At 62.3% G+C, this 24618-nt stretch carries 14 protein-coding genes; 5 read left to right on the top strand and 9 right to left on the bottom strand.

Annotated elements, in window-relative coordinates; genetic code table 11:
- Nucleotides 1-92: 92 nt before the first annotated feature.
- Complete coding sequence (locus V2I30_RS13740) at nucleotides 93-1745, top strand: ShlB/FhaC/HecB family hemolysin secretion/activation protein (RefSeq protein WP_330662743.1); 1653 nt, start codon at nucleotides 93-95, stop codon at nucleotides 1743-1745.
- A gap of 51 nt (nucleotides 1746-1796) precedes the next feature.
- Here V2I30_RS13740 and V2I30_RS13735 read toward each other — a convergent pair whose 3' ends face one another.
- From V2I30_RS13735 to V2I30_RS13720, 4 genes are all read right to left on the bottom strand, one after another.
- Complete coding sequence (locus V2I30_RS13735; protein ID WP_330662777.1) at nucleotides 1797-1886, bottom strand: hypothetical protein; 90 nt, start codon at nucleotides 1884-1886, stop codon at nucleotides 1797-1799.
- Nucleotides 1887-1994: 108 nt separating this feature from the next.
- A complete protein-coding gene (locus tag V2I30_RS13730) occupies nucleotides 1995-3200 on the bottom strand; it encodes a PAS domain-containing protein (RefSeq protein WP_330662742.1) in 1206 nt (401 codons plus the stop codon).
- A 1759-nt stretch (nucleotides 3201-4959) separates the two neighbouring features.
- Nucleotides 4960-6735: a sodium:solute symporter family protein gene (locus V2I30_RS13725; protein WP_330662741.1), complete on the bottom strand. Its 1776-nt coding sequence runs from the start codon at nucleotides 6733-6735 to the stop codon at nucleotides 4960-4962.
- A gap of 11 nt (nucleotides 6736-6746) precedes the next feature.
- Nucleotides 6747-7112, bottom strand: a complete 366-nt coding sequence (locus tag V2I30_RS13720) for a DUF4212 domain-containing protein (protein WP_330662740.1) — start codon at nucleotides 7110-7112, stop codon at nucleotides 6747-6749.
- 299 nt (nucleotides 7113-7411) lie between these two features.
- Here V2I30_RS13720 and V2I30_RS13715 point away from each other — a divergent pair, with 299 nt between their 5' ends.
- Together V2I30_RS13715 and V2I30_RS13710 are read left to right on the top strand one after the other, a co-directional pair.
- A complete protein-coding gene (locus tag V2I30_RS13715; protein WP_330662739.1) occupies nucleotides 7412-10231 on the top strand; it encodes a TonB-dependent receptor in 2820 nt (939 codons plus the stop codon).
- 11 nt (nucleotides 10232-10242) lie between these two features.
- Nucleotides 10243-11280, top strand: coding sequence for a phytase (locus tag V2I30_RS13710; protein ID WP_330662738.1), 1038 nt, complete (start codon nucleotides 10243-10245; stop codon nucleotides 11278-11280).
- A 9-nt stretch (nucleotides 11281-11289) separates the two neighbouring features.
- Here the strand turns inward: V2I30_RS13710 and V2I30_RS13705 are convergent, their stop codons facing one another.
- From V2I30_RS13705 to V2I30_RS13695, 3 genes are all read right to left on the bottom strand, one after another.
- A complete protein-coding gene (locus V2I30_RS13705) occupies nucleotides 11290-14874 on the bottom strand; it encodes an ABC transporter permease/M1 family aminopeptidase (RefSeq protein ID WP_330662737.1) in 3585 nt (1194 codons plus the stop codon).
- A gap of 29 nt (nucleotides 14875-14903) precedes the next feature.
- The gene (locus V2I30_RS13700) at nucleotides 14904-15818 is read right to left on the bottom strand and encodes an ABC transporter ATP-binding protein (RefSeq protein WP_330662736.1); all 915 of its coding nucleotides are present in this window, start codon (nucleotides 15816-15818) and stop codon (nucleotides 14904-14906) included.
- A 134-nt stretch (nucleotides 15819-15952) separates the two neighbouring features.
- Nucleotides 15953-18592: a M14 family metallopeptidase gene (locus V2I30_RS13695; RefSeq protein WP_330662735.1), complete on the bottom strand. Its 2640-nt coding sequence runs from the start codon at nucleotides 18590-18592 to the stop codon at nucleotides 15953-15955.
- A gap of 237 nt (nucleotides 18593-18829) precedes the next feature.
- Here V2I30_RS13695 and V2I30_RS13690 point away from each other — a divergent pair, with 237 nt between their 5' ends.
- On the top strand, nucleotides 18830-22165 hold the full coding sequence (locus V2I30_RS13690; protein ID WP_330662734.1) for a TonB-dependent receptor domain-containing protein: 3336 nt from the start codon (nucleotides 18830-18832) through the stop codon (nucleotides 22163-22165).
- Nucleotides 22166-22241: 76 nt separating this feature from the next.
- Here V2I30_RS13690 and V2I30_RS13685 read toward each other — a convergent pair whose 3' ends face one another.
- On the bottom strand, nucleotides 22242-22802 hold the full coding sequence (locus tag V2I30_RS13685) for a VOC family protein (protein ID WP_330662733.1): 561 nt from the start codon (nucleotides 22800-22802) through the stop codon (nucleotides 22242-22244).
- Nucleotides 22799-23941 (bottom strand): 4-hydroxyphenylpyruvate dioxygenase, encoded by a 1143-nt coding sequence (gene hppD / locus V2I30_RS13680; RefSeq protein ID WP_330662732.1) that lies wholly within the window; start codon nucleotides 23939-23941, stop codon nucleotides 22799-22801. The genes V2I30_RS13685 and hppD overlap by 4 nt, the downstream gene beginning before the upstream one ends.
- Nucleotides 23942-24089: 148 nt before the next feature.
- On the opposite strand from hppD, the gene V2I30_RS13675 reads away from it, so the two are divergent.
- Complete coding sequence (locus V2I30_RS13675) at nucleotides 24090-24614, top strand: VOC family protein (protein ID WP_330662731.1); 525 nt, start codon at nucleotides 24090-24092, stop codon at nucleotides 24612-24614.
- Nucleotides 24615-24618 lie beyond the last annotated feature (4 nt).

Genomic DNA, 24618 nt, shown 5'->3' with positions numbered 1-24618 from the left:
TAAGCAAAGTCAGTTAATAATTTAAGGAATTGACGAAATTTTAGCGCCTTGGAGCCAAACGCTCGGCAACCACGAGCACAGGAACCGGCCCGATGGCGCTTTTTCGCGCAATGATTTTCACCACTGCGATCGCATCCGCTGCGCCGATCCTGGCGCAGACGGCGCTCGACCGTGCGGAGCCTACACAGGCGGAAGAGCAGGACGACGAATTGCTCGAGGAATTGCCGCAGGAAGCTCCTCCGGCAACGTCTGCGCCTGCCGATAGCAGCACAGTCCTCAAAACTGACGATGCCGCCTTCCAGGTCGGCTCGATCATCATCGAAGGCAATGAAGCGCTACCCGATAGCGAATTCGTCGACATCGTCGAACGGTTTACGAGGGGCGTCATTTCCCGCGCCGAACTCGCCGGGCTTGCCGACGCCATAGCGCAGCGTGCGCGCGACAACGGATACGTCTTTGCCACCGTCCTGATCCCGCAACAGGATCTCGCAATGGGCGTTCTGCGGGTACAGCTCGACGAGGGAACGGTCGACGAGATCAAGCTCGAAGGCGCCGAGGACGAGGCCATCGTCCGTCAGCTGGCGCCCCTGCGATCGGGCGGACCCGTGACCCGCGACCGGCTCGAACGCCATATCCTTCTCGCCGACGACATCTCCGGTGTTCGCATACTCGCCAGCAGGTTCGAGAAAGACGGGGACACCGGCATTTTGATCGTCAGGGCAAGACGATCGGACGCCTTCGCCTCAGTCGAGGTCATAAATAACGGTTCGCGTCCGGTAGGCCCGGTTAGAGCGCGCCTCGATCTGGATCTGAACGGGGTCATCGACTCTGCCGACGAGATCGATTTAACAGTCGGCACGACGCCCTTCCAGCCCGAAGAGTTGCAATTCGTCCGTGGCGCTTACCGAATGGTCGTCAATGCGAGCGGTCTCGAAATCGGCACGCGCGCGTCCTATTCGCGCACCGAACCCGGCTCTTTCCTTGCCAACCGCGATATCGAGGGCAGATTCTGGCGAGCGGGCGTCGAAGCGCGCTATCCGCTGCTTCGGCGCCGGTCGACGAGTGTCTGGGCCGTCGGAGAATTCGACGTCACCGACCTTCGGCAGTCGCGTGCAGGGCAGCTGGCGCGGCACGACAGGGTTCCGGCGGTGCGCGCCGGACTCTATTCGCGCGGGCGCTTCGCCGAGGGCGACTATCGCGGCCGGCTGATGGTTTCGCGAGGGCTCGATATTCTTTCGGCCACCGAGCCCGGCGATCCTCTCGCCTCGCGCGACGACGCCTCGGCGGAGTTCACCAGCCTCTATGGCTGGCTTGTCTGGGATCGCCCGATTGCCGGTCCGGTCAGCGTGGCTCTCGGCGCGCGCGGACAATTGGCGAGCGATCCTTTGCTTGCCACCGAAGACCTCGGCCTTGGCGGCACCTCGTTCCTGCGTGGATACAATTTCAACGAACGCTCGGGTGACGAGGGCATCATGGGGTTCGGCGAGCTGCGCTATGGCTGGCGCGGGAGCGGTTTCTGGCTACCGAAAGGCCAGGTCTACGCGTTTGCCGATGGGGGCACCGTGTCGAACCTCGAGGACGGACGCGGCGGCGGCTCACTCGCATCGGCCGGTGGCGGCATTCGACTGGATCTGACGCGAGACCTCGATCTCGACGTGGAACTCGCCGTTCCGCTGACCGGCGAAAGGTTCGATAGCGAAAGCGAGGCCCCATTGCTGAATTTGCGGGTCGAACAGTCGTTCTAGGATTGTCGCAAAGCCCGGCGAGCGCGCTCGCAGAAATCCATCCGGCAAATATCAGAAATTGTACCTAGTCGAAACCTGAACGCGCTGAAGGTTTCCGGCGCGCCCATCTTCGAGAATCCGCTCGGCATACATTAGCTCGATGCCGATATCGAGCGTGTCGACGGGGCTCCAGATGAGATTGGCGGAAGCGTTCCAGCTCTCGTCGGTGACCTGGTCCGTGGTCAGCGCGATCGGATTGTCCGCCTTGAACTACGAGCCCGCGATCGTCGAACGAAGCGCGTCGGACCACTTGGGCCGAAAGGCTGCAAAGCCCGAATAGGTGAAGATCGGCTCGAGCTTACCATCGGCGGTGATGGCCGCATCGTTCACCAGATTGAGGCCGATATAACGGCCCGAGCCATCGCCGGCCGTCGCCATGAAGCGGAAGTCGTCGCGCCCGCCCACTTGCAGCTTGCCCGCGATGCTGAGGCCATAGCCGAGCGCGCTGTCATCGACGCTTATCAGGTCATCGTTCAATACATGCAGCTGGCGCACGATGCCGGTCACGGTCAGCGAACCCCAGTCGCCGCCCCAATTGTAGCGTGCGACGAAGTCGGGCAGCTGGTCGTCGCCCGCTTCGAGCCGTGAACCCGTCGAAGTCGTGACCACCGTTTCGGGCTGCTCGACGGCAAGCTGCAACCCGCCCTTGGTGTACCGGATCAGAGGTTGGCGATCGAACACGGTGCCCGGGGTCACACCGATGAAATCGGTGTCGAAACCGCTGGCTTCGCCGCCGACCGGGATGGCGACCGGGATGAGAAAATCGCGCAGGATCGAATTGTTAGGGAGTTGCCCGCCGCTCGTGCGCTGCCTGATGGCATCAAGTTTGACGTAGCCGCCATAGCTGAAAGTCGTTCTCCCGGGCTGGATGCGCCGCTCGCTGGCGATGCGGCGGCGATCTGTTCTGCAAGATCGTCCTGACGGGTCTGCAAATCCTGCGTGGTGGCCAGAAGCGCTTCGCTCTGTGCGCGCATCTGTTCGCGCCCCGCCATGATGGCGCTTTGTTGCTGCTCCGATGCACCCTGCTGCGGTTTTCGACCGGGTCGCTTCGGCAAGCGCGCGATCGGCCGTGCTCAGCTGCTCGGTGCGCTGGGCGACCTTCTCCTCCAGCGCCTGCTCGCCGCGGCGGTCTTCGGTGATGTGGGTATAGGACGTGGTGTATCCGCCTCCGGGCGTGGGAGAACCGACGATTCGCATGACCCGGCCGTCATGCTGTTCGCTCTCGATCCGGTGTTCGCTGCCGGCCCGCATATGTTCGACCCTTCTTTCGATCTGCTGCTCGATTTTGTCGGAAGGCGGGTCGGTTCGCGCCAGGTTGAAGCGGATGAGCTCGGCGATGGACCTGCCGACGATGACCAGTTCTTCGGGCAGATCGAACAGCTCCTTGTACCGGCTGTTCCAGGCGACCAGGTGCATTTCGGCATCGACGAGCGCGACGCCCTGGTCGATATTCTCGATTGCGATCTGTGACAAGCCGGGGTATCGCGCCGGGCATCGGCGTTCCGACGAACGCAGCCGCCTGAGCGGCATCGACGATGGACGGCCGATGCACGGAGGAGCCGATCCAGTAAGCCACCAGATTGGCGCCAAGGCTCAACATCACACCCGAGACGAGAGGGTCGGCGTGAATGGAGAGGATCGGCGGCGAACCCGTCGCCACCAGGATGATCAGGAGCAAGAGCCACTGCGCAAAGCCCGCTCCCAGACCCCCGATCATCCCGGCCCTGTTCCCGGTCCTGCTGATCATGCCGAGAACGAGACCGGGGGCGAATTGCGCGGCTGCGGCGAAAGCCAGCGTGCCCAGTCCGGCAAGGCTGCCGAGAGTTCCGAAGCCTGGATAGAACATATAGGCGAAAAACAGCAGCGCGGCGATCACCAGCCGGCGCAGCATAAGCAGTCGTTCCGCAATTCTGCTGCGATCGGCCGCTCCGATCAGCGCTTTTCGAAAGGCCAATGGCGCGATGATGTCATTCGTGATCATGGTCGATAGCGCCACGCTTGCCACCACGATCATGCCGGCAGACGCGGAAGACCCACCGATGAAGATGAGAATGGCGAGCATCTCATTACCCGTCGCAAGCGGCAGGGCGAGCACGATCGTATCGGCATCGGTCCCGGCGGGAAGGACAATAAGACCGGCGAGGACGATCGGGATGATGATGAGCGCAGTGAGCAGCAGATAGGCCGGAAACACCCATTGCATCGACGGCGTCGCCCGCTCTCCCTCCGCTTCGACAAAGCTCATGTGAAACTGTCTGCGCAGGCACAGGGCCCCGCAGGCGGCGATCAGCGTCAAGGTGGCAAAGCGCGCATCGATCTGATGAATCGAGAAAACCACGCTGGCGTCAGTGCCGGGAGCGCCGGGCGCTGATGCTAGCGCGATGGCCAAAGCACCGACGGCGAGGAGCGCGATCAGCTTGACCACTGCCTCCACCGCGATGGTCAGCACCATTCCCGCATTGTCGCCCGCCTGGTCCGCCTGGCGCGATCCGAAGAGGATCGCGAACAGCGCCATGGAGCCGGCCACGAGCAACACGAGCTCGTCGGCGGCGACCTGATCGATGAGGCCGGGACTGAGCGTCACCAGCGACGCGCCGACCGGTTGCAATTGCAACGCCATGTACGAAAGCGAGCCGATGGTGGCGATGATCGTCACCATCGCGGCGACACCCGCGCTCTTGCCGTATCGCGCCGAAAGGAAGTCGGCGATCGAGGTCGGATGTTGAGCTTTCGATTGGGCGAGGATTTTTCGCACGATGCCGAAACCGACGGTAAAGACGAGGATCGGACCAAGATAGATCGGAAGGTAGTCGAGGCCCGCGGTGGCCGCCGTCCCGACCCCGCCGAAGAATGTCCAGCTCGTGCGATAGACCGCGAGGCTCAGCCCGTAGATCGTTCCCGAATGCCTGGTGAGAAAGCCGGGCCTGGTCGGCTCGGCGCGCTGGCTCCGGGCGGTTCGATCCCGCCAGGCGGCCAACCAAAACAGGCCGGCCAGGTAAAGGCAAGCTGCCGCGATAGCCGAGCCTAGCAACTTGATCCCATATCTTTCCCGGCGGCGATGCTACGCAATTCGAGCATTTGCGCAAGCGGCTTGCCGCGGTAATTGCAGCCAAAGAGAAGGGGCGGCACTCCTTCGAGCGCCGCCCCTTGTTCCTGCGAACCTAGGCCGGGAGGATCAGCGCGCGTGCGCTTCGCCCGCGCCGCGCGGCACACGGATCGAATCGACCAGCTTGCGGATCTCGACCGGCGTCCGGGCCGTCACGCTCGCCACCCCGATCGCCATGGCGAAGTTGATGATCATGCCGATCACCCCGATCCCTTCGGGCGAGATACCGAAGAGCCAGTTCTCCGCGGAGTTCGCCGCCGGGTTCGTCAGCTTGAAGTAGAGGATGTAGGCGAAGGTGAAGACCAGGCCCGACACCATGCCTGCAATCGCACCTTCCTTGTTCATCGACTTGAAGAATATGCCCATGAAGATGGCGGGAAACAGGCTGGATGCCGCCAGTCCGAACGCAAACGCCACCACCTGCGCGACCCATCCCGGCGGGTAAATGCCGAGATACCCCGCCACCAGGATCGCGGCGGTCGCGGCTATGCGTGCCGCAAGCAGCTCCGTCTTGGACGAGATTTTCGGTGCGAAGGTGCTCTTCAACAGATCATGACTGACCGAACTGGAGATTACCAGCAGCAGGCCTGCCGCCGTCGACAGTGCCGCCGCGAGACCACCGGCCGCCATCAGCGCCACGACCCATCCGGGAAGGTTAGCAATCTCCGGATTGGCTAGCACCATGATGTCGCGGTCGACATAGACCTCGTTGGCGCTGTCCGGATCGGGCGTATTCGCCAGCAGCCGCTCACCCGAAGGGCCGCTTTCGCCGGTATATTCGGGGCTGCCCTCGAATGCGGCGCCGGGGCGATATTGCATCACGCCATCGCCATTCTTGTCCTGGAAGGCCAGCAGTCCATTGGCCTCCCACAGCGGGAAGAAGGGATCGACTTCGCTATATTCGGTGTCGTCCACCTTATCGACGAAGTTCAGCATCCCGAAGGCACCGACTGCCGGAGCTGTGGTGTAGAGGAGTGCGATAAAGAACAGCGCCCAACCGGCCGACTTGCGCGCATCCGACGCCTTGGGAACGGTGAAGAAACGCACGATCACATGCGGCAGGCCCGCCGTTCCGACCATCAGCGCGAGCGTGATGCAGAACACGTCGATCATGCTTTTCGATCCGTCGGTATAGGCGGTAAAACCCAGATCCACCAAGACGCTGTCGAGCTTCTGCAAGACCGACATGCCGGAACCACCGGCAACCTCCGATCCCAAACCGATCTGCGGAATGGGCGTGCCGGTGATCATGAAGCTGAGGAAGAAGGCGGGCACCATATAGGCGAAGATCAGCACGCAATATTGCGCGACTTGGGTGTAGGTGATGCCCTTCATCCCGCCGAGCACGGCGTAAACGAAGACGATACCCATCCCGATGATGACCCCCATGGTGATCTCGACATCGAGGAAGCGCGAGAATACGATCCCCACGCCGCGCATCTGCCCTGCGATATAGGTGAAGCTGATGAATATGAGGCAGATCACCGCGACCACCCGGGCGGTCTTGGAATAATACCGCGTACCGATGAAATCGGGCACGGTGAATTGTCCGAACTTGCGCAAATAGGGCGCCAGCAGCAGCGCCAGCATCACGAAGCCGCCGGTCCAGCCCATCAGGTAGACCGAGCCATCATATCCAGCAAAGGCTAGGATGCCCGCCATGGAGATGAAACTCGCCGCGCTCATCCAGTCAGCGGCGGTCGCCATGCCATTAACGATGGGGTTCACGCCGCCGCCGGCGACATAGAAATCCCTGGTCGATCCCGCCCGGCTCCAGATCGCGATGCCGATATAGAGCGAGAAACTGACCGCGACGAAGATATAGATCAGGGTTTGCGTTTCCATGGCCGTGCCCCTCAGTCGTCGAGATCGTATTTGCGCTCGAGCTGCTTCATACGAACCACGTACAAGCAGATGAGCGCGATAAAGATGTAGATCGAGCCTTGCTGGGCGAACCAGAACCCGAGCGGGTATCCGCCGAGGCTGAACTGATCGAGAAAGTCGCGAAACAGGATGCCTGCGCCGTAGGAACAGAAGAACCAGATCGTCATCAGCCCCGTCAGCAGCCGGATGTTCTCGCGCCAATAGGCACCTTCCGCCGCGCTGGTTTCGCTGCCCGGTTCGCTCGTGCGCGAAGGACTGGAGGATGCGCCTTTTGCCGGCCCGTCTTCACCCGAGCCCTGGAAGTCCTCCGGATCGGTGCCTGTATCTGTATCGTCCATGTCCCTCCATTCCCTTTTTTCTCCGGCTCCATGTTCGCTCAGGAATCCGGAACCGTGTTACACAGCCTATTGCGTTGAGGTTGTTCCATCGAGAGAGACTTTAGTCTTAGGCCGCCTCGGTGGTACCTTCACATGCCTGCGATCCGAAAATGCGCATGGGAGCGGAGCCATCGCGGCTGGGTGACGCTTTCGCGTCAATCCGATCGAAACCGTCACGGAACGGTTATGCGCCCGTCGCGGCAACGTAAAGGCGGGCGGTTAGGCGAGACTCTCATCAGGCAAAGACCGGTGGGGGAACCATGCTCTATAATCGACTATTCGTATCTGCGGGCGCATTCGCACTGGCCACCGCGATCGCTGCCCCTGCCATGGCGGGCGAAGTAAGGGGCGTGGTCGCAGATGCGGGGGGCACCGATGCCTTACAGGCGGCAGAGGTGCGGATCGAGGAACTGGGTCGCCGAACCACCACTTCGCGCGACGGCACCTATGTCTTCTCCGACGTTCCCGGAGGCAGTTACACGGTCACCGCGACCTATGTCGGGGCCGAACCGGTCAGTTTCACGATAGCCGTCCCGCAAGAGGGCCAGGTAACGCAGAATTTCGCGCTCGGGCAAAGCGGCTCGCAGATCCTCGTCATCGGGCAGAGCGCGAGCCAGGCCTCCGCCCTGTCGCGCAAGCGCGCGGCGGATGGGGTGTCGGATGTGCTGACGCGCGATTCCATCGGCCAGTTCCCCGATCAGAACGTTGCCGAAAGCCTGCGCCGGCTGCCCGGCATCAATGTCCTAAACGATCAGGGCGAGGGACGCTTCGTTGCGGTTCGCGGGCTCGACCCGAACCTTAACGCAACCTCGATCAACGGTGTGCGCATTCCTTCGCCCGAAGGCGACATCCGTGCAGTCGCGCTCGATGTCGTCTCGAACGAAATCATCGAGTCGATCGAGGTCAAGAAATCGCTCACCCCCGACATGGACGCCGACACGATCGGCGCCTCGATCGAGATCAACACGACCAGCGCCTTCGACCGCCGCGAACCGCTTTACGTCGTGCGCCTGGGGGGCAGCTACAACGAGCTTCGCGACGAGCTGACGCCCGATCTTGGCGCCAATTTCGCAACGCGCCTGACCGACAATTTCGGCGTTTCCGGCGGGCTCACCTTCTACAATCGCAAGTTCCAGACCGACAATGTCGAGGCCGATGACTGGACCATCGACGATGGGCTGATCTACGCCGAAGAGGTCCAGTATCGCGACTATCTCGTCGAGCGCGAGCGGATCAGCGCCTCGCTCGGCTTCGATGCGCGGATCGGCGAGACGACCGAGCTTTACCTGCGCGGTGTTTGGAGCCAGTTCGACGACCAGGAATTCCGCCGCAGGCTTACCTTCGGGCTCGGCGATGCGAATGTAGGGGGCAGCGGCCTGACCCCGACATTCGACGACAGCCGCGACCCGGACGATCCCGAGGACGAAACCGTCATCGAAATCGAACGCGACGTGAAAGACCGCTTCGAGCGCCAACGCATCCGCACGCTAACCTTCGGCGGGGAGAGCGACTTTGGCGGGTTCGATGCGGAATATGCGATCAGCTGGGCTAAATCGACCGAGTTCGAAAACGGATCGGTCGACCCCACCGTCTTCCTCGCCGAATTCGAGGATAGCGGGCTTGGCATCGGCTTCGACTATAGCGACGAACGGCGGCCGACCTTCGACGTGTCGGGCAACAGCGCCGGCTTCTTCGACCCCACGCTCTACGAGCTCGACGAAGTCGAGTTCACCGCCCTGTCCGACGCCGAAGACGAAGAGTTCGCGGGCCGCCTGGATCTCGGTTACGACTTCGTTTCCGATGCAGGTGTGTTCCGGGTTCAGGGCGGTGTGAAAGCGCGCTTTCGCGAGAAGCAATTCAACGGCACGATCGAATTCTACGAGCGCGACGACTACACGCTCGCCGATGTGCTGGGCGAAGGGCCGTCCAACACCCTTGAAAACCTGGCCCCGCTTCCCGGCTTGACCGAAGCGACTGATTTCTTCTTCGCCAACCGGGATACTTTCGATCTCGTCCAGCCCGACAGCGCAGTGGACAGTGCGAACGAGGATTACGCGGTCGAGGAAGATATCCTGGCGACCTACCTTCTGGGGCAGTGGGAAAGCGAAAACCTGCTCGTCATCGGCGGCGTGCGGTACGAACGCACGGACAACAGCCTGAGCGGCTTCACGACTGCTGTGGACGAGGATGAGAACGTCACCGTGACGCCGCTCGATTTCGAGCGCGATTACGATCACTGGCTTCCGAGCCTGACAATCCGCTACGCTCCGCAACCCGATCTTGTCCTGCGCTTCGCAGGTTATCGCAGCCTTGTTCGCCCGAATTTCGAACAGCTCGCCCCGCGCGTGGAAATCGACGAGGATCAGGAGGCGGTCATCGGCAATCCGACCCTCGATCCGACGACCGCCTGGAACGTCGACGCCTCGATCGAATATTACATGGCCAACAATGGCGCGCTCACCGCCGCGATCTTCTACAAGGATCTTGAAGATTACCTGGTCGGGGTGGTTTTCGAGGGGCCTGGGACCTTCCTCGGCGCTGATTTCGAAGAGGCGGAAAGCTTCATCAACGGCGAGAGCGCGGAGATTTTCGGGTTCGAGCTCGGCTTCTACCAACAGCTCGCCTTCCTGCCCGAACCGCTCGATGGCTTCCTGGTCCAGGCGAACTACACCTTCACCGACGCGCAAGGATCGGTCGTGACCGACCCGCTGGGTTCGGTCACGGACACGCCAAGCTTTCGCAACATCGCCCTTCCCGCGACCAGCGAGAACACCTTCAACGCCGTGCTGGGCTACGAGAAGGGCCCGGTCAGCCTGCGCCTTGCCGGTACCTATCGCGATGGTTTTCTCGACGAGATCAACGGCGACGGGCCGGAATTCGACCGTTTCGTCGACAACCACTTCCAGCTCGATTTCACCGCGCGATATCAGGTGATCGACCAGCTCCAGCTCTATTTCGAGTGGATCAACATCAACGACGCCGAATTCTTCGCCTTCAACAATCTCGGCGGTCGGCAGAACATTCTGCAGTACGAAGAATACAATTGGACCATGAAGGGCGGCGTGAGGCTGACTTTCTAATGAGCGGATATATGAATTTTCGCCCCTTTCATGGACTTGCTATCGGTGCGGCGGGACTTATCCCTGCCTGCGCCTCGATCCCCGTCACGGGCGATCCTGCAGTGACAGTTGTCGCACGCGCTGAAACGGTCCCGGTAGGCACCACCAACGAAGACGCAGCGGACGACCCGGCGATCTGGCGCAACAATGCCGATCCTGCATCGAGCCTGATCGTCGGCACCGACAAGAAAGGCGGCCTGTACGTCTACGATCTTTCGGGCAGGCAATTGTCGTTCATGCCCGCCCCGGGGCTCAACAATGTGGACCTCGTCGAATTGCCGGGCGGAAACGTGCTCGTCGCCGCAAGCGACCGCAGCGACCTTGCCACCGCGCATATTCAGCTCGCGAGGCTCGACACCGATAACGGACAGCTCGTGCCCACCGAACGCATCAGGGTCGGTGAGGGCGAAGGCTACGGCATCTGCATGACGCCCGCCGGCACAGGCGATGCGGTCACGATCATCAGCGCGCCGAAGAACGGCATCATCTACCGCACCGATCTCGCCTCGGCGGATAGGGAATCGAGCACGCGGGTGCTGACGAGTGTTCCGAGCCAGCCCGAAGGCTGCGTCATCGATCCGCGAACCGGCACCCTCTATATCGGCGAGGAGATGGCGGGGATCTGGGCCATCGACCTGGAAACCGGAGCGAAGAGGATCGTCGCGTCTGTGGACGATGCGATGCTCGTCGCCGATGTCGAAGGCTTGGCGCTCGCTCCACAAGGTGAGGACGCTGGCTATCTCGTCGCTTCTTCGCAGGGCGACAATGCGTTCGCCGTTTACCGCCTTCCCGGATATGCCCCCGTGGGTAGATTCAGGATCGGCACCGGAGACTACGGAAGCGCCGAAGAAACCGACGGTATTGAGCTCGATACACGCAGTTTCGGCCCGGAATTTCCCGGCGGCTTGTTCGTTGCGCAGGACGGCATCAATCCTCCCCGTGCACAGAATTTCAAATTGGTGCGATGGGATGAAATCCTCGACCAATTGCAGGCCGGGCCGCCCGAATGATCGGACAGGTCAGCTAACGGCCACAAGGTTGTCGTCGGAATTGCGGTCGACATATTTGTTGTAAGGATCGATCCCGACATAGGCCGGGCGCCGTTCGGTCACCACGCGGATCCGCTGTTCGCCAGAGCGGATTGTCCGGCGTTCCATCAAAAGCACGTTTTCGCTGGCGAACTCGCCCGCTCCCGGGCGCTCGGTGAAGAGACCGATATCGATGGAATCGCGAAGGGGAGCTTCGGCTTCAACGCCCTGACCATCGGCGTAAAACTTGGTGGCCGCGACGGTGAACGTCGTCTCGAACCGGCCATCGCCGAGCTCGACGACTTCGGCTTCCTCCGCCTTGAGATCGTAGAGCGTAATCCGTTGGAAGAGGTCGCGCACCAGGTCGCGCTCCTGCTCGCTGCGGGCAAGCTCGAAGAAACCGTCCACTAGGTCGCGCGAGCTTGCATAAGGCTGGCTCTTGAAGCGATAGCGATCGAGCAGCGCGGAAAGCACCTGGTTGATGCGCGCTTCGCCCAGCCTGTCCTGCAACAGATACATGACCAGCGATCCCTTGCGGTAATGGATGTATCCCTGGTTCTCGACGCGCTCGAGCGGCAGTTCCTCGATCGCCTCGCTGCCACGCGCATTCAGATAGCTGTCAAGCTCGTATTTGAGGAAGCGACGCATCTGATCCTCGCCGTAGAGCTCCTTCATCACCATCAGCGCGGAATATTGGGCCAGCGTTTCGACCAGCATGGTGCCGCCCTGCTGCTCGGCGCTGATCAGCTGGTGAGCCCAATATTGATGCGCGACCTCGTGCGCGGTGATGTAGGTGACGTAGTCGATCTCGCCCGGATCGGCGAAGTCGGCGAGAAAGCCGATGCTTTCCGAATAGGGCATGGTTCCGGCAAAGGCCTGCGCGAAGCTCGCATAGCCGGGAAATTCGATGATCCGCGCATGGTCGAACTGGTACGGGCCGAAGGCCTCGCGGTAATAGCTAAGCGACGCTTCCATCGCATCGAGCATCCGCTCGACATTGTAGGGATGCTGCGCGTCGTGATAGACTTGCAGCTCGACACCGTCGGCCTTGCGAGTAGCCAGCTCGTAATCGGCGGACTGGATCGAGAAGAAAGCAAGGATCGGCGCGGTCGAGCGGAAACGTGCGGTGCGTCGCTCGCCGCGCACTTCGTCGAAGACGCGCTTGCCCGGCGCGACTGGCGTCTGATCGGCCGAAGTGGTGATGGTGATATCGGAGTTCACCCAGTCGACATTGCCGATATAATTTCGCTCGCGCGCGCTCTCGTCCTCGAGCTTCGCCGGGCGCAATTCGGGTTCGAGGCCGTAGCTGCGCCGGGTCGCGCGATCGGACAGCAGACCGTTGCGATCCATGCCGATCTGCGGCGAAAATTCCGCGTTGCTGAGGAAAGTTCCGTTCTCGACCAACCGCGTGCCGTATCCGTCCTTGCTCAGCGCCTTGTGCCAGCGGCGGCTTTTAAAGGTCAGCCCCGCTTTCTCGCCCGGCTGTAGCGGGGAATCGAACCGGTAGATGCGATGCTGGAACCGCGCGTCGTCGCGCTCGAGGCGGGCGCCCTCGACTTCCACGTCGAGCAATTCGGTGTCGAGATCGTTCAGCCGCACATGCAATGTCTCGACCGGCGTGCCGGTATCGTTGACCATGCGATAGGCGCCCTCGGCCTCCATCCGGCGCTCCTCGGGAAAGATTTCGATGTCGAGCGTCACGTCGGTGAGCGAGGGTTGCTTGAGGGTCTCGAAGCCGAGATAGGCCTTTTCGTAATCGGCCAGCCGTTCCTCGATCATGTCCTGGTTGCGATAGGTGTTCTCGACGTTCATCTGGCTGTAGAGGAACGCCCCCGTGCCGCACGCGGTGAGCAGTCCGGCAAGGCCGAGCGCGCCCGCGCCCGATACGACGCGCCGCGGCAGGCGCGAAAGGCGCGGAGTGAGCCGGGTCTCCGAACCGCGTCGCCAGAGCAAATGCGCCAATACCGCGAGGAGCAGCGCAAACCCGCCCCAATAGAGCCGCAGCCACCAGCCAAGCGCCCCGCCTACCGCGTCGCCGTTCATGTCGGAAAGCGGCGCAAGGCCGGTCGTGCCGTAAAGCAGCAGCGGATGATCGAAGCCGAGACTGTCCAGCGTGATCCCCGCCACGAGATAGAGCACCATGATGCCCCAGCCGACATACTTGTTGGGGCTCAGCGCCTGCACGAAGACCGAAAGCACAGCGATCAGCAGCATGTCGATCGTCGTCGGCGCGATGTACCAGGCGAAATATTTGTCGAACTCGAAATTGAAATAGCCGCGGATCGCCTGGACGATCATCGCCGCGACGACCGAGACGAGCAGTGTCGCGAGCAGCACGAACGCAACCGCGATGGTCTTTGGCACCATATAGGCCCAGCCAGGCAGCGAGGTGCTGTCCACGACCTCGTGGAACTTGCGATCGCGGTCGCGCCAGACGAGCTCGCCGCCATAGTAGATCGCGATGATCAGGGGAATGAGGGTGAAGGTGCCCTGCAACAATGGCAGGAGCGCGAAAGTCGCAGGTATCGGCGGCGTGCCGTAAAGATCGTTGCCCAGCAGCAGCGCGGTGGTGCTGTTGAAGAGCCCGAGCATGAGCAGGACGATAAAGGCCGGATTGCGCAGAACCTGGCCAATTTCGAATTTCGTGGTGGTAACGAACCGCGCAAGCCCCGCCCGGTCGGGGTTACTCGCCGGCAGGGTCTCGACGATCCGCGGATTGACCCGCGCGAGCCGCGCTTGTTTTCGCGCCGCCTTGTTCGCGCGCCGGGCGGACAGCGCGCGTTCGGCGAAGCGGAACCGCCACAAGGCCAGCGCGAGCGCCGCGGCGGCGAGCACAAGCACCAGTAACCGGTTGGCAAGGATCGTGCCCGCGAAATCGGGCAGGCGCGTGTTCGATTCCGCCGCGGTCCAGTAACGTGTTTCGGTCGCGATCGCACTGAAGCCCAGCGGATCGAGCAGCCCGGCAAGCTCGCGATATTCGGGCTCTCCCCCGACGAGCGCGTTGAAGACCAGATAGAGGACGAGGAATGCGACCACCGCGAGGTATGAATACATCATCGAGCGCGTGATGGTCGCCGCCGCGAAGAAGGCGGCGCAGAACAGCACGATGTTGGGCGCGGCGAACAATGCGTAGCTGGCCGCGTAATGGGACAGCACGTTCGGGCCCACGGTCTCGGGATCGATCCACGGCATCAGTGAGCCGACAAAGATCGCGAGCGGCACGACAAGGAAAGCGACGAGGGCGGCCAGCATCGCACCTGTGAACCGGCCGATGAGATAGTCGAACTTCGACACCCGCGTGCTGCGCACCATCGGTCCGAAGCCGCTTTCGTCGTCACGCACGACCACATTGGCGACGAAGGCGGTGGTCACGAACATGTAGAACAGGGTGAGGACGATCTGCGTCTGCAGGATCGCGAAGGGGCTGTTTACGTTGACGTTGCCCCCACTACCGATCTGGATGTCCGATGAGGCGGTCGCCCCGAAGGTGAGCAGGAAGAAGATGGCGAGCGCGACCCAGAAGACGGGGTTGCGAAGCTGATAGCGCAATTCGAACAGCGCGATCGAAGCGAACATATCCGTTTTCCCTCCCCTTCCCCGTGGCGTCAGGCGGCCTGCGCGGCTTCGTCCACTTCTCCGCTCGTCCGATTGCGGCGCGAGGCAGCCAGGGTCGAGAAATAGACGTCTTCGAGTCCGCCATCGACCGCGCGGAACCGGTCGCCCGGATCGTGATCGCACAGGATGTGGATGATGGTCTCGCCGGCGAACAGGCGCGTCGAGATGACCTCATACATCGACCGATAGGCATCGAGCTCGCTGCGCTCGATGGTCTTGGCCCAGATCGTCCCCTTCGCGCGCTCTATCAGCAGGCGCGGCGCGCCCTCGAGGCGGATCGAGCCGCCGACCAGAACCGCCATTGCCGGGCACAGATCGGCTACATCCTCTACGATATGGGTCGAGAGGATGATGACGACATTCTCGCCGATCTCGGCGAGCAGATTGAGGAAACGGTTGCGCTCCTCGGGATCGAGCCCGGCGGTCGGTTCGTCGACGATGATGAGGTCCGGATTACCGATCAGCGCCTGAGCGATGCCGAAACGCTGCCGCATCCCGCCAGAAAAGCCGGCAATCGCCTTCTTGCGCACCGCCCACAGGTTGGTCTGGTTGAGCAATGTTTCGACCGTGTCGCGTCGATCCGCCCTGGATGCGATCCCCTTCAGCACCGCCATGTGATCGAGCATGTCATAGGCCGAAACGCGCGGATAGACGCCGAAATCCTGCGGCAGATAGCCCAATCGCCGGCGCAAAGCCTCTGGCTCGGCCAGTATATCGATATCGTCGAAATGGATCTTGCCCGAGGTCGGGGTCTGCAGCGTCGCCACGGTCCGCATCAGCGTCGACTTGCCCGCGCCGTTGGGCCCGAGCAGCCCGAACATCCCCTTAGAAATTGACAAGCTGACATCGTCGAGCGCGCGCACCCCGTTGGGGTAAAGATGGCTGACATTCTTGAGTTCGAGCATAAGCAGTCCCTTCGCCGGTCAGAGGTGTGTTACGCAGATATAGCGGCAATGCGGTTCCGTCTTTCCGCGAAAGCGCCAGAGCCATCGACGAAGCGCCGATACGCTTGCGTTCGAAGACGACCCCCGCAGCCTACCTACCGCACCCGCGAAGGCGCCACGAGCACTGCGTTGGCGATCAACAGGTCGAGCCCGTCGAGATAGGCCCTCGTCGTGGGATCGTGGGTGAAGGCGATTGTAAGACCGCGGCCGGTGGGTTGCGCCATCAGATACGGCTTAAAGGCCAGTTGTCGCCGGTTTTCATCCCACACATAACCGCTCGCGACCAACCGATCGGCATCGGCGAAGCGCAATGCATTTACGCCGACCGAGCGATCGAGCGGGGCGTAGATCTGCGCACCATCGGCAAGCACCACGGCGCCCTCGTCATAGCCCGCCGAGAGCCAATGATCGCGGTCCGCGACGGTGTTGACGAGTGCGCCTGGCAGCGTATCGGGCAGCGCTTCCTGGTCGGCGATGATGTCGCGATATTCGTCCTCGCTCGTAATCTCGCGCGCTTCGGCGAGCGCGCCGGCCTCGTCCTCCTCGTTTTCGCCGGAAAGGCCGAGCGCCGCCTCGCGCTGGATCGACAACAGCGCATCGTCGCCGTTCGACAAGGCGCGCAACGCATCGCCGATCGCCACCACCACCCCGCCGCGTTCGACGAAGCCTTCCAAAGTCTCGATCCCGCCCGAGCCGAGCGCAGCGCGCGGCGATCCGTCGGGCAGGATGACGACGTCGTAATCGCTGAAATCGGCCCGCGCGAAGCGGCCCGTGCGGATCGGCGTGACAGGCAGGCCGAGCCTTTGTTCGAGCACGTAGCGCATCGCGCCTGCGCTCAATTGCGAGACACCCTCATCCCAAGCCATTGCCACACGGGGCAGCGACAGGCGCACGAAGGCATCGCTGCCGAGATTGGGGCCGTCCTCGACCCAGCTCGATGCGAGCGCGACCGTCTCTCCGCCGACCTCGCGGGCCAGCGCATCCAGTCGCGCCATCGCCCCGGGGGAGTTGGCGGCGCTCGCGAACACCACCGTGCCGCGCGGGAAACGACGGCCCTGCGAGGTGAAGGCTTCGTCGGTTATGCGCCCCTCGAGCCCTTCGCGAAGTGCCAGCGTCACCAGCCGTGCCTGCCCGCTATCGGTCCACGGCACGGCGACGGCGAAACTCCCTTCGCCTCCGGTGATAGGCGCGATCGGCTGGTCGGCGGCGAGCGGCGCGCCGGCGACCGCGCCGTTGCATAGGGCAACATCGACGCCCGCCATCAGCCCGACCGACCAGGCGGTCACGTCGTAAAGCTCGTGCGGCAGATCCTCGGCCCGCCGCCGTTCCTGTTCGCGCACGAATTCGGGCGGCAACTGCGTGTCGCGGTCGAGCAGACTGCGCACCAGCCGCGCCGCGGGCTGCGCCTGAGGGACCGCGATGTAACCTTGCGGATAGCTGCGACCGCAAACCGACGCGGACCCATCCCGGCGGCGCACCTCGATCCCCTGCGCCGCCAGCTTTCGGCCAAGCGTCTCGGCATTCCAGCGGCGCTGCGCAAGATCGATGACATAAGACCCGCGCCCCGCCGCACCATTCGCATTGGCGGCACGGTAGGCGGCGAAATCGGCCAGGAAGCGGTCGGCATTCATCGCCACCGCCTCGGCAGTCCCCAGGCTCGCGATGAAGTGATTGCGCACCCCCTCGCCATAGGTAAGCACGCTGTCGTCGCGCCGCTCCAGCACCAGTCCACGCGGCGAACCCTGCTCGTAAGTCGAACCGATCGCGCCATTATGCGCGTTCCAGGTGTCGCCATAGCCCGGGTAGAACAGGTCGTAGACTTCGCGGGTGAAATACGTCTCGCCGATCCGGTCGAACCACGCGGCGTTGTTGCGTCCGATGATCTCGTAGGCGCGGCGCTGATCGGCGGTGATGTTGGGATTGATCGGCTGCGCGGCGGGCGAGAAGAAATAGGTGTCGTCCCCGCTCATCTCGTGAAGATCGACCATGACCACCGGGTTCCATTGCCGGATCGCGGCGACCTTGCCTCGGGTTTCGGGCTGGCTCAGCGTAAACCAGTCACGGTTGAGATCGAACATGTAGTGATTGACCCGCCCGCTCGGCCAGGTTTCGTCATGTTCGGCAGCCTGGCGGTCGGGCGAAGGCAAGATGCCGACCGCTCCGCGGAAATGGTTGACGAAGCGCGCGCGCCCATCGGGGTTCTGCAGCGGATCGATAATGACGACGGTTTCGTTCATGATTTGCTCGATGCGCGAATCTCCGCGCGCGGCGAGCAGATGATAGAGCGTCATCAGCGCGGCATCGGTCGGCGTGATCTCGTTGCCGTGCACGCTGTAGCCGAGCCAGGTTACCGGCAGCGCCTCGCCATTGCCGGGCCGGCCCGCGGCAATTTCCGCAAGATCGGACCGGATCGCCTCGAGCCGCGCCATGTTCTGCGGCGCGCTTACCACGACATAATGCAGCGGCCGCCCTTCCCAACTGGTCGCATATTGCACCATCCGCGTGCGATTTGGCGCTGCCGCAACCAGAGCCTCGAGATAGCGTAGCGCCTCTTCGGGCGACGTAATGCGAGTGCCTGGTTCGTGACCGATCGTCTCGGTCAGCGTGGGGATCGACGCATCGAACTCGCCTTCGAGAAATGACTGCGCCGCCGCACCCTGCGGTGTGAGGGCGGCGGCCGCGAGTGCCACCAGCAAAGCGGTCAGTCCGCGACGTAAAAGGTCGATCGTAAACAAGGCGCTCGGCTCCCCTGGTCCCCTCGTGAAGTGGGCGTGTGTGTGAACAAATCGCCCAAGGGTCAAGCGCGGGACTGCGCAGCGCAATAGCGAAGTGTGGCCCAATTGTTACTATGTTGCCTCTCGTTCGGGGAACTTGAACATTTCTGCCGCACGGCCCTTGACAGGAGACCGCTGCACTCGACAGCATGCTGCGCTGCAAAAAGGCAATTTCGTTTCCACAGGGGGATTTCGTTCATGACCGCGTTCAAACTTTCCGCACACGCTCTGCTTCTCACCGCGGCGAGCGGCATGGCGGTCGCGGCGCAGGCACAAACCCTGCCGACGACGCCGCCACCGGAGGACGAGCAGGTCGATAACCGCATCGTCGTCACCGGCTCGCGCATCGCGACCGATACGAGCCTTTCGCTGCCCAGCCCCGTCCAGGTCATCACCGACGAGGAATTCCGCAAGGCGGGTGAGATCGACATTTCGCAGACCCTTCGCGAGATTCCTGCACTACAAGGGTCCGATCCTGCTACGCTCGCCACTGCGCAAGGTCTCGCGCTGACCGGCGCCAGCACGTTGAACTTGCGCCAGCTCGGCACCAACCGGACGCTTGTTTTGCAAGATGGCCGACGGCACGTGCCCGGTATCGAAGGCACGGCGACGGTCGATGTCGGATCGATCCCCACGGCGCTTATCGCCACTGTCGAAGTTCTGACCGGCGGCGCCTCTGGCGTGTACGGCGCCGACGCGGTTTCGGGCGTCGTCAATTACATCATGCGCGATGGCCGCGACTTCGACGGCATCGAGTATCGCCTTCAAACGGGGATTAGCGACAAGGGCGATGCGGAAGAGTTCTTCGGCTCGCTCGCCGGCGGCGGCACGTTCAACGATGGTCGCGGCAGCGCGGTCTTCGCGGTGGAATACGCCGACTCAGCCGGTATCGTAAACGCCGACCGGCCGAATTTCGCTGGTCCGGGCTTTGCTGACCTCAATCCGTCCAATCCCTTCATCAACCAGTTGCTCGGCCTCGATCCCGATGCTGAAAACGCTTTCATCCCAGATCGCCGCCTTCCGGTCTCGAGCCGAGGTTCGACGATCGCGCTCGACCCGACGCCCTTCGCCTTTCCCTTCGGACAGCTCCAGTCCTTCGTGACCAATTTCAATCCGGACACCGACACGATACCGAACATCCCGGGTACCAACATACCGGTGCTTCAGATCGTCGATGCGAACGGCAATTTGCGCGCTTTTAATCCAGGCATCTCGACAGGAGCTTTCAACGCAAGTGGCGGGGACGGGATCGAAATCGGCGAGACGGCCCGTGGACAGACCCTGATCCCCGCATTGAGCAGGTTCAACGCGGCGGCAGGGTTCGATTATGAAGTGGTGCCCAACGTCACCTTCTTCGCCGATGCGAAGTTCTCCTATGTCGAGGCCAGCAATATCGCGGGCATCCCGTTCTCCGACGACATTCCGATCGCACTGGACAACCCCTTCCTGCCGCAAGCGCTGGTCGATCAGATTGCCGTGGTCGACGCACTGGATCCCGACAGCACACCGAGCATCTTCGTCGCGCGCGACAACCTTGCCTCGGAAACCAATTCGGGTGCCGATGTCGAACGCACCACGATCCGCGCATCGGGCGGACTGCGCTGGGAGGCGCCGGACAGTAACACGAACCTCGAACTGTCTTACACGTGGGGGCAGACCGATGTGGACGACACGTTCCGCGGTGCGCGGCTAAACGACCGTTACTTCGCAGCCATCGACGCGGTCGCCCTGACGCAGGACGACATCGACGACGGGATCGGCACGCTGAACGCAATCCGCAACGGCGAGGATATTCAGATTACCGGCGACACTGCGCAGGTTGGGGATATTGTCTGCCGCTCGGAAGTGACCGGTATACCCGCACCGGCTGCACAGTTTGTCGGCGGCCCGCCGCTGTTCGAGCCCGGCACCATCATCGACGGCGTCGATGTGGGCGGGCGCACGCGTCCGGTCACCTACCAAATCGGCGATGGCCGCTGCGCGCCGATCAACATCCTCGGCCCGAATTCGATCGGCGGAGCCGGTGCCGAATTCGCATTTTCCAACCTGCTCGACACGACCGAGATCGAACAGCAGCAGTTCCTGGCAGTCCTCTCGGGCGACAGCGCGAACCTTTTCGAGCTGCCCGGTGGCCCCATCGGCTATGCGGTCGGCTTTGAATATCGCCGCGACACGTCGCGATTCGTGCCCGACGCCTTCTTCCAGATCGAAGGCAATGTCGTCACCAACAACTCCGTAATCATCAGCCCTTCACCAACCGACGGTCAGGGCATTAGCGTTTATGAGGGGTTCGGCGAGATTCGCCTGCCGCTGCTTGCCGACTTGCCCTTCGTCGAGATGCTCGAAGTTTCGGCGACGGGCCGTATCTCGGATTACAACACGATCGGCACAACCGAGACCTATTCGTTCGGTGCGATCTATTCGCCCTTCGACTGGCTGACCTTCCGCGGCACGCTCTCTCGCGCAATCCGAGCTCCGAACATCGGCGAGCTTTTCGGGCCGCAAGCGGCCGCTTTCATCGGGGTCGATGCCGATCCGTGCGACGAAGGCAATATCAACAACGGCTCGGCGAACCGCCCGACCAACTGCCTTGAGTTCGTAGATGCGGGCTTCGATTCCTCGGACTTCCTGACCGCCTTCGTGACCGGCACCACCGGGGGCAATCCGAACCTCATCGAAGAGACCTCGGACAGCTTCACCGTTGGCGGCATCATCCAGCCGCGCGGCATTCTCGGCGGCGCGCTCGACGGCTTTGTCCTGATCGCGGACTATTACGACATCGAGATCGAGAACGCTGTCGGCAGTCTCACGGGCGCGGCGATCGCGGCGGCCTGCGTAGACTTGCCTTCGACCGACAACCAGTTCTGCGACGCCATCGAGCGCAACCCGGCCAATGGCGGGGCGATCTCGGGCTTCACCTCGGGCAACATCAACCTTGCCTTCCTAAGAGCCCGCGGTGTCGATTTCGAAACGCGTTACGAGTTCGATTTCCCGTTTGGGGGCGGCGATCTCGGCGTGGTCCGTCTACGGGCGGCCGGCTCGCACTTTATCGAGCGGTTCACAGAGAGCGATCCGGTCATCGGCGAGACCATCGCGACCGAGCCCGATCCGATCCAGCAGGAGCTGCTGATCGCCGACCAGGCGACGGTTAGCGACCTTCTAGGCGTGATCGGCAACCCCGATTGGATTGTCAATTTCGGGGTCAACTGGGAACTGGATCGCCTAAATGTCGGCTGGCGCACGCGCTGGGAGGATTCGGCGCTACAATTCACCAATGCCGCAGCAACCGACGTCGAGATCATCGATGGACAGGTTGTGGTCAGCCCTAACGAGAACCTCGCCGATCCCTCGCAGCTCACCACCGGCGATGGTTGGGAGCACGATTTCAACATCAGCTTCGACGTCACGGATGAGTTCCAGCTCTATGGCGGCATCAACAATGTGTTCGACGAAGAACCCTTCCTCGGCAGCCTGGCCCGCCCGGTGAGCCCGCGCGGACGGTTCTTCTTCATAGGGGTGCAGGGCGGCTTCTGATCGAAGTTATCTCGCGAACAGAAAAGAGGCGCGAAGGTGAGACCTTCGCGCCTCTTTTTCGTATAGTCCGCAGCCGTCAGGCGTTGCCGTGTTGCTCGCGCGCGATTTCGTGCAGCCAGTCGGCGTGGCGCGGCGCTTTCTTCGTTTCACTCCATTCTTCGAGCATCAGCGGTGCGACGCGCTTGAGCTCCGCATATTGCTCATCGGTGCCGATATCGGCGGCCAGTTCGACGCGGTGGCCGTTGGGATCGAAGAAATAGATCGACTTGAAGATGCCGTGATGCGTGGGGCCGAGCACGTCGATCCCCTCACCCTCGATATGCTCCTTCGCGGCGATCAGCGCCGGCTCGTCCGGAACGCGAAAAGCCAGATGCTGCACCCAGGCGGGCGTGTTTTCATCGCGGCCCATATCCTTTTGGTTCGGCAGTTCGAAGAAGGCGAGGATATTACCGTTCCCCGCATCGAGGAACACGTGCATGTAGGGATCGTACTCACCGGTCGAGGGCACGTGATCCTCGGCGAAGGCGGTGGTATAGTCCATGCCCAGCACCCGGCCATACCACTCGACCGTCTCCTTGGCGTCCTTGCAGCGATAGGCCGCATGGTGGACACCGCCCAGTTTCACAGGGTGGCTCATTCTGCGGGCTCTCCCTCGACCTTTTCGGGCACCGGTTTGGTAGCGCCTTCCAGCACTCCGCGCGCGATCTGGTCGCGCTCGATGCTTTCGAACAGGGCCTTGAAGTTGCCTTCGCCAAAGCCATCATCGCCCTTGCGCTGGATAAATTCGAAGAAGACCGGGCCGACCTGGGCCTCGGCGAAAATCTGAAGCAGCAGTCGCGGTTGACTGTCCTCAATGGTGCCATCGAGAAGGATGCCGCGCATCTTGAGTTCGTCGGCGTTCTCGCCATGACCCGGCAGACGCTCGTCGAGCATCTCGTAATATGCTTCTGGTGGCGCGGTCATGAAGGGCACGCCGAAGTCTTTGAGCCGGTCCCAGCAGGCAACCAGATCGTCGCAGATCAGCGCGATATGCTGGATGCCCTCGCCATTGAACTCGCGCAGGAACTCCTCGATTTGGCCCTTGCCGCCTTCACCCTCTTCGTTGAGCGGGATGCGGATCTTGCCGTCGGGAGCCGTAAGCGCCTTGGAGGTGAGGCCCGTATATTCGCCCTTGATGTCGAAGAAGCGGATTTCCCGGAAGTTGAAGAGCGTCTCGTAATAATCCGCCCAGTACTTCATCCGGCCGGTGTAGACGTTGTGTGTGAGGTGATCGATCGTGTGGAAGCCCGCACCTTCGGGATAGGGATCGACGCCGGGCAGGTAGTCGAAATCGATGTCGTAGATGGTCAGGCTCTTGTCCTCGGCGCCGGCATAGCGATCGACGAGGTAAAGGATCGCGCCGCCGATGCCGCGAATGGCGGGGATGCGCAACTCCATCGGGCCTGTCTCGACCTGAACGGGTTCGGCGCCCGCTTCAAGCAAGTGATCGTAAGCTTTCGCCGCATCGCGCACGCGGAATGCCATGCCGCAGGCGCTCGGCCCGTGCTCGCGAGCAAAGTACCAGGCGGCACTCTTGGCTTCGTAATTAGCGATGAGGTTGATGCCGCCCTGGCGCCACAGATGTACGTCCTTCGAGCGATGCTTGGCCACGCGCGTAAAGCCCATCGCTTCGAAAACCGGTTCGAGCACGCCTTTCTCGGGCGCGCAGAATTCGACGAATTCGAACCCGTCGAGGCCGGCGGGATTGTCGAACAGGTCTCCGGGATGCTTGGTCATGAGCGCGGGTTCTCCGATATGTCAGAATAGTTACGTTTGTAACTAAATACGCCTCCGTGCCCGATTTGTCAAAGCCCGATCATGCGGTCTGCGTTTGCCTAACCAACGGGCTTGGTGCAGGCTACGTTCCGAAGAGGGAGACGAGCCGATGATCAAGACCAAGGGTATCAACCACATCGCGCTGGTATGCCGTGACATGAAAGAGACGATGCATTTCTACACCGAGGTGTTGAAAATGCCGCTCTTCAAGACGGTGCAACTGCCCGACGGTGGGCAGCATTTCTTCTTCGATTGCGGCGGCGGGAACAGCGTCGCTTTCTTCTGGTGGGAGGATGCGCCGCCCGCTGCGCCCGGCATCGCATCGGTGAAAAAGTTTCCCTATGACGCGAAAACGGCGGTGGGTTCGATGAACCACCTCGCTTTCGACATGGAAGAGGACGAGCTAGAGGCGGCGATAGAGCGCCTTCAGGACGCGGGCGTCGAGCTAACGCCGGCGGTCTTCAATCACGACGACAGCCCGCAAGGCTATTCAGAGGACATGCATGACGGGGTCTTCGTGCGCTCGGTCTACTTTACCGATCCCAACGGCATCATGCTCGAATTCGCGGCGACCACCAAGGAGTTCGGGCCGCAAGACGTTGCGCATGAGCCGGCGACAATGGAGGCCGGCTGATATG

Source organism: Erythrobacter sp., assembly GCF_036351135.1.
Classification (GTDB): domain Bacteria; phylum Pseudomonadota; class Alphaproteobacteria; order Sphingomonadales; family Sphingomonadaceae; genus Erythrobacter.
The sequence above is the reverse complement of the archived record's forward strand: the minus strand, read 5'-3'. Positions and strand labels throughout refer to the sequence as shown.

What these genes read in the sequence shown, in the direction of transcription:
- V2I30_RS13740 (WP_330662743.1), top strand. Translation starts at nt 93, where the DNA reads ATGGCGCTTTTTCGCGCAATGATTTTCACCACTGCGATCGCATCCGCT.
- V2I30_RS13730 (WP_330662742.1), bottom strand. Translation starts at nt 3,200, where the DNA reads ATGCACCTGGTCGCCTGGAACAGCCGGTACAAGGAGCTGTTCGATCTG.
- V2I30_RS13725 (WP_330662741.1), bottom strand. Translation starts at nt 6,735, where the DNA reads ATGGAAACGCAAACCCTGATCTATATCTTCGTCGCGGTCAGTTTCTCG.
- V2I30_RS13720 (WP_330662740.1), bottom strand. Translation starts at nt 7,112, where the DNA reads ATGGACGATACAGATACAGGCACCGATCCGGAGGACTTCCAGGGCTCG.
- V2I30_RS13715 (WP_330662739.1), top strand. Translation starts at nt 7,412, where the DNA reads ATGCTCTATAATCGACTATTCGTATCTGCGGGCGCATTCGCACTGGCC.
- V2I30_RS13710 (WP_330662738.1), top strand. Translation starts at nt 10,243, where the DNA reads ATGAATTTTCGCCCCTTTCATGGACTTGCTATCGGTGCGGCGGGACTT.
- V2I30_RS13705 (WP_330662737.1), bottom strand. Translation starts at nt 14,874, where the DNA reads ATGTTCGCTTCGATCGCGCTGTTCGAATTGCGCTATCAGCTTCGCAAC.
- V2I30_RS13700 (WP_330662736.1), bottom strand. Translation starts at nt 15,818, where the DNA reads ATGCTCGAACTCAAGAATGTCAGCCATCTTTACCCCAACGGGGTGCGC.
- V2I30_RS13690 (WP_330662734.1), top strand. Translation starts at nt 18,830, where the DNA reads ATGACCGCGTTCAAACTTTCCGCACACGCTCTGCTTCTCACCGCGGCG.
- V2I30_RS13685 (WP_330662733.1), bottom strand. Translation starts at nt 22,802, where the DNA reads ATGAGCCACCCTGTGAAACTGGGCGGTGTCCACCATGCGGCCTATCGC.
- hppD (WP_330662732.1), bottom strand. Translation starts at nt 23,941, where the DNA reads ATGACCAAGCATCCCGGAGACCTGTTCGACAATCCCGCCGGCCTCGAC.
- V2I30_RS13675 (WP_330662731.1), top strand. Translation starts at nt 24,090, where the DNA reads ATGATCAAGACCAAGGGTATCAACCACATCGCGCTGGTATGCCGTGAC.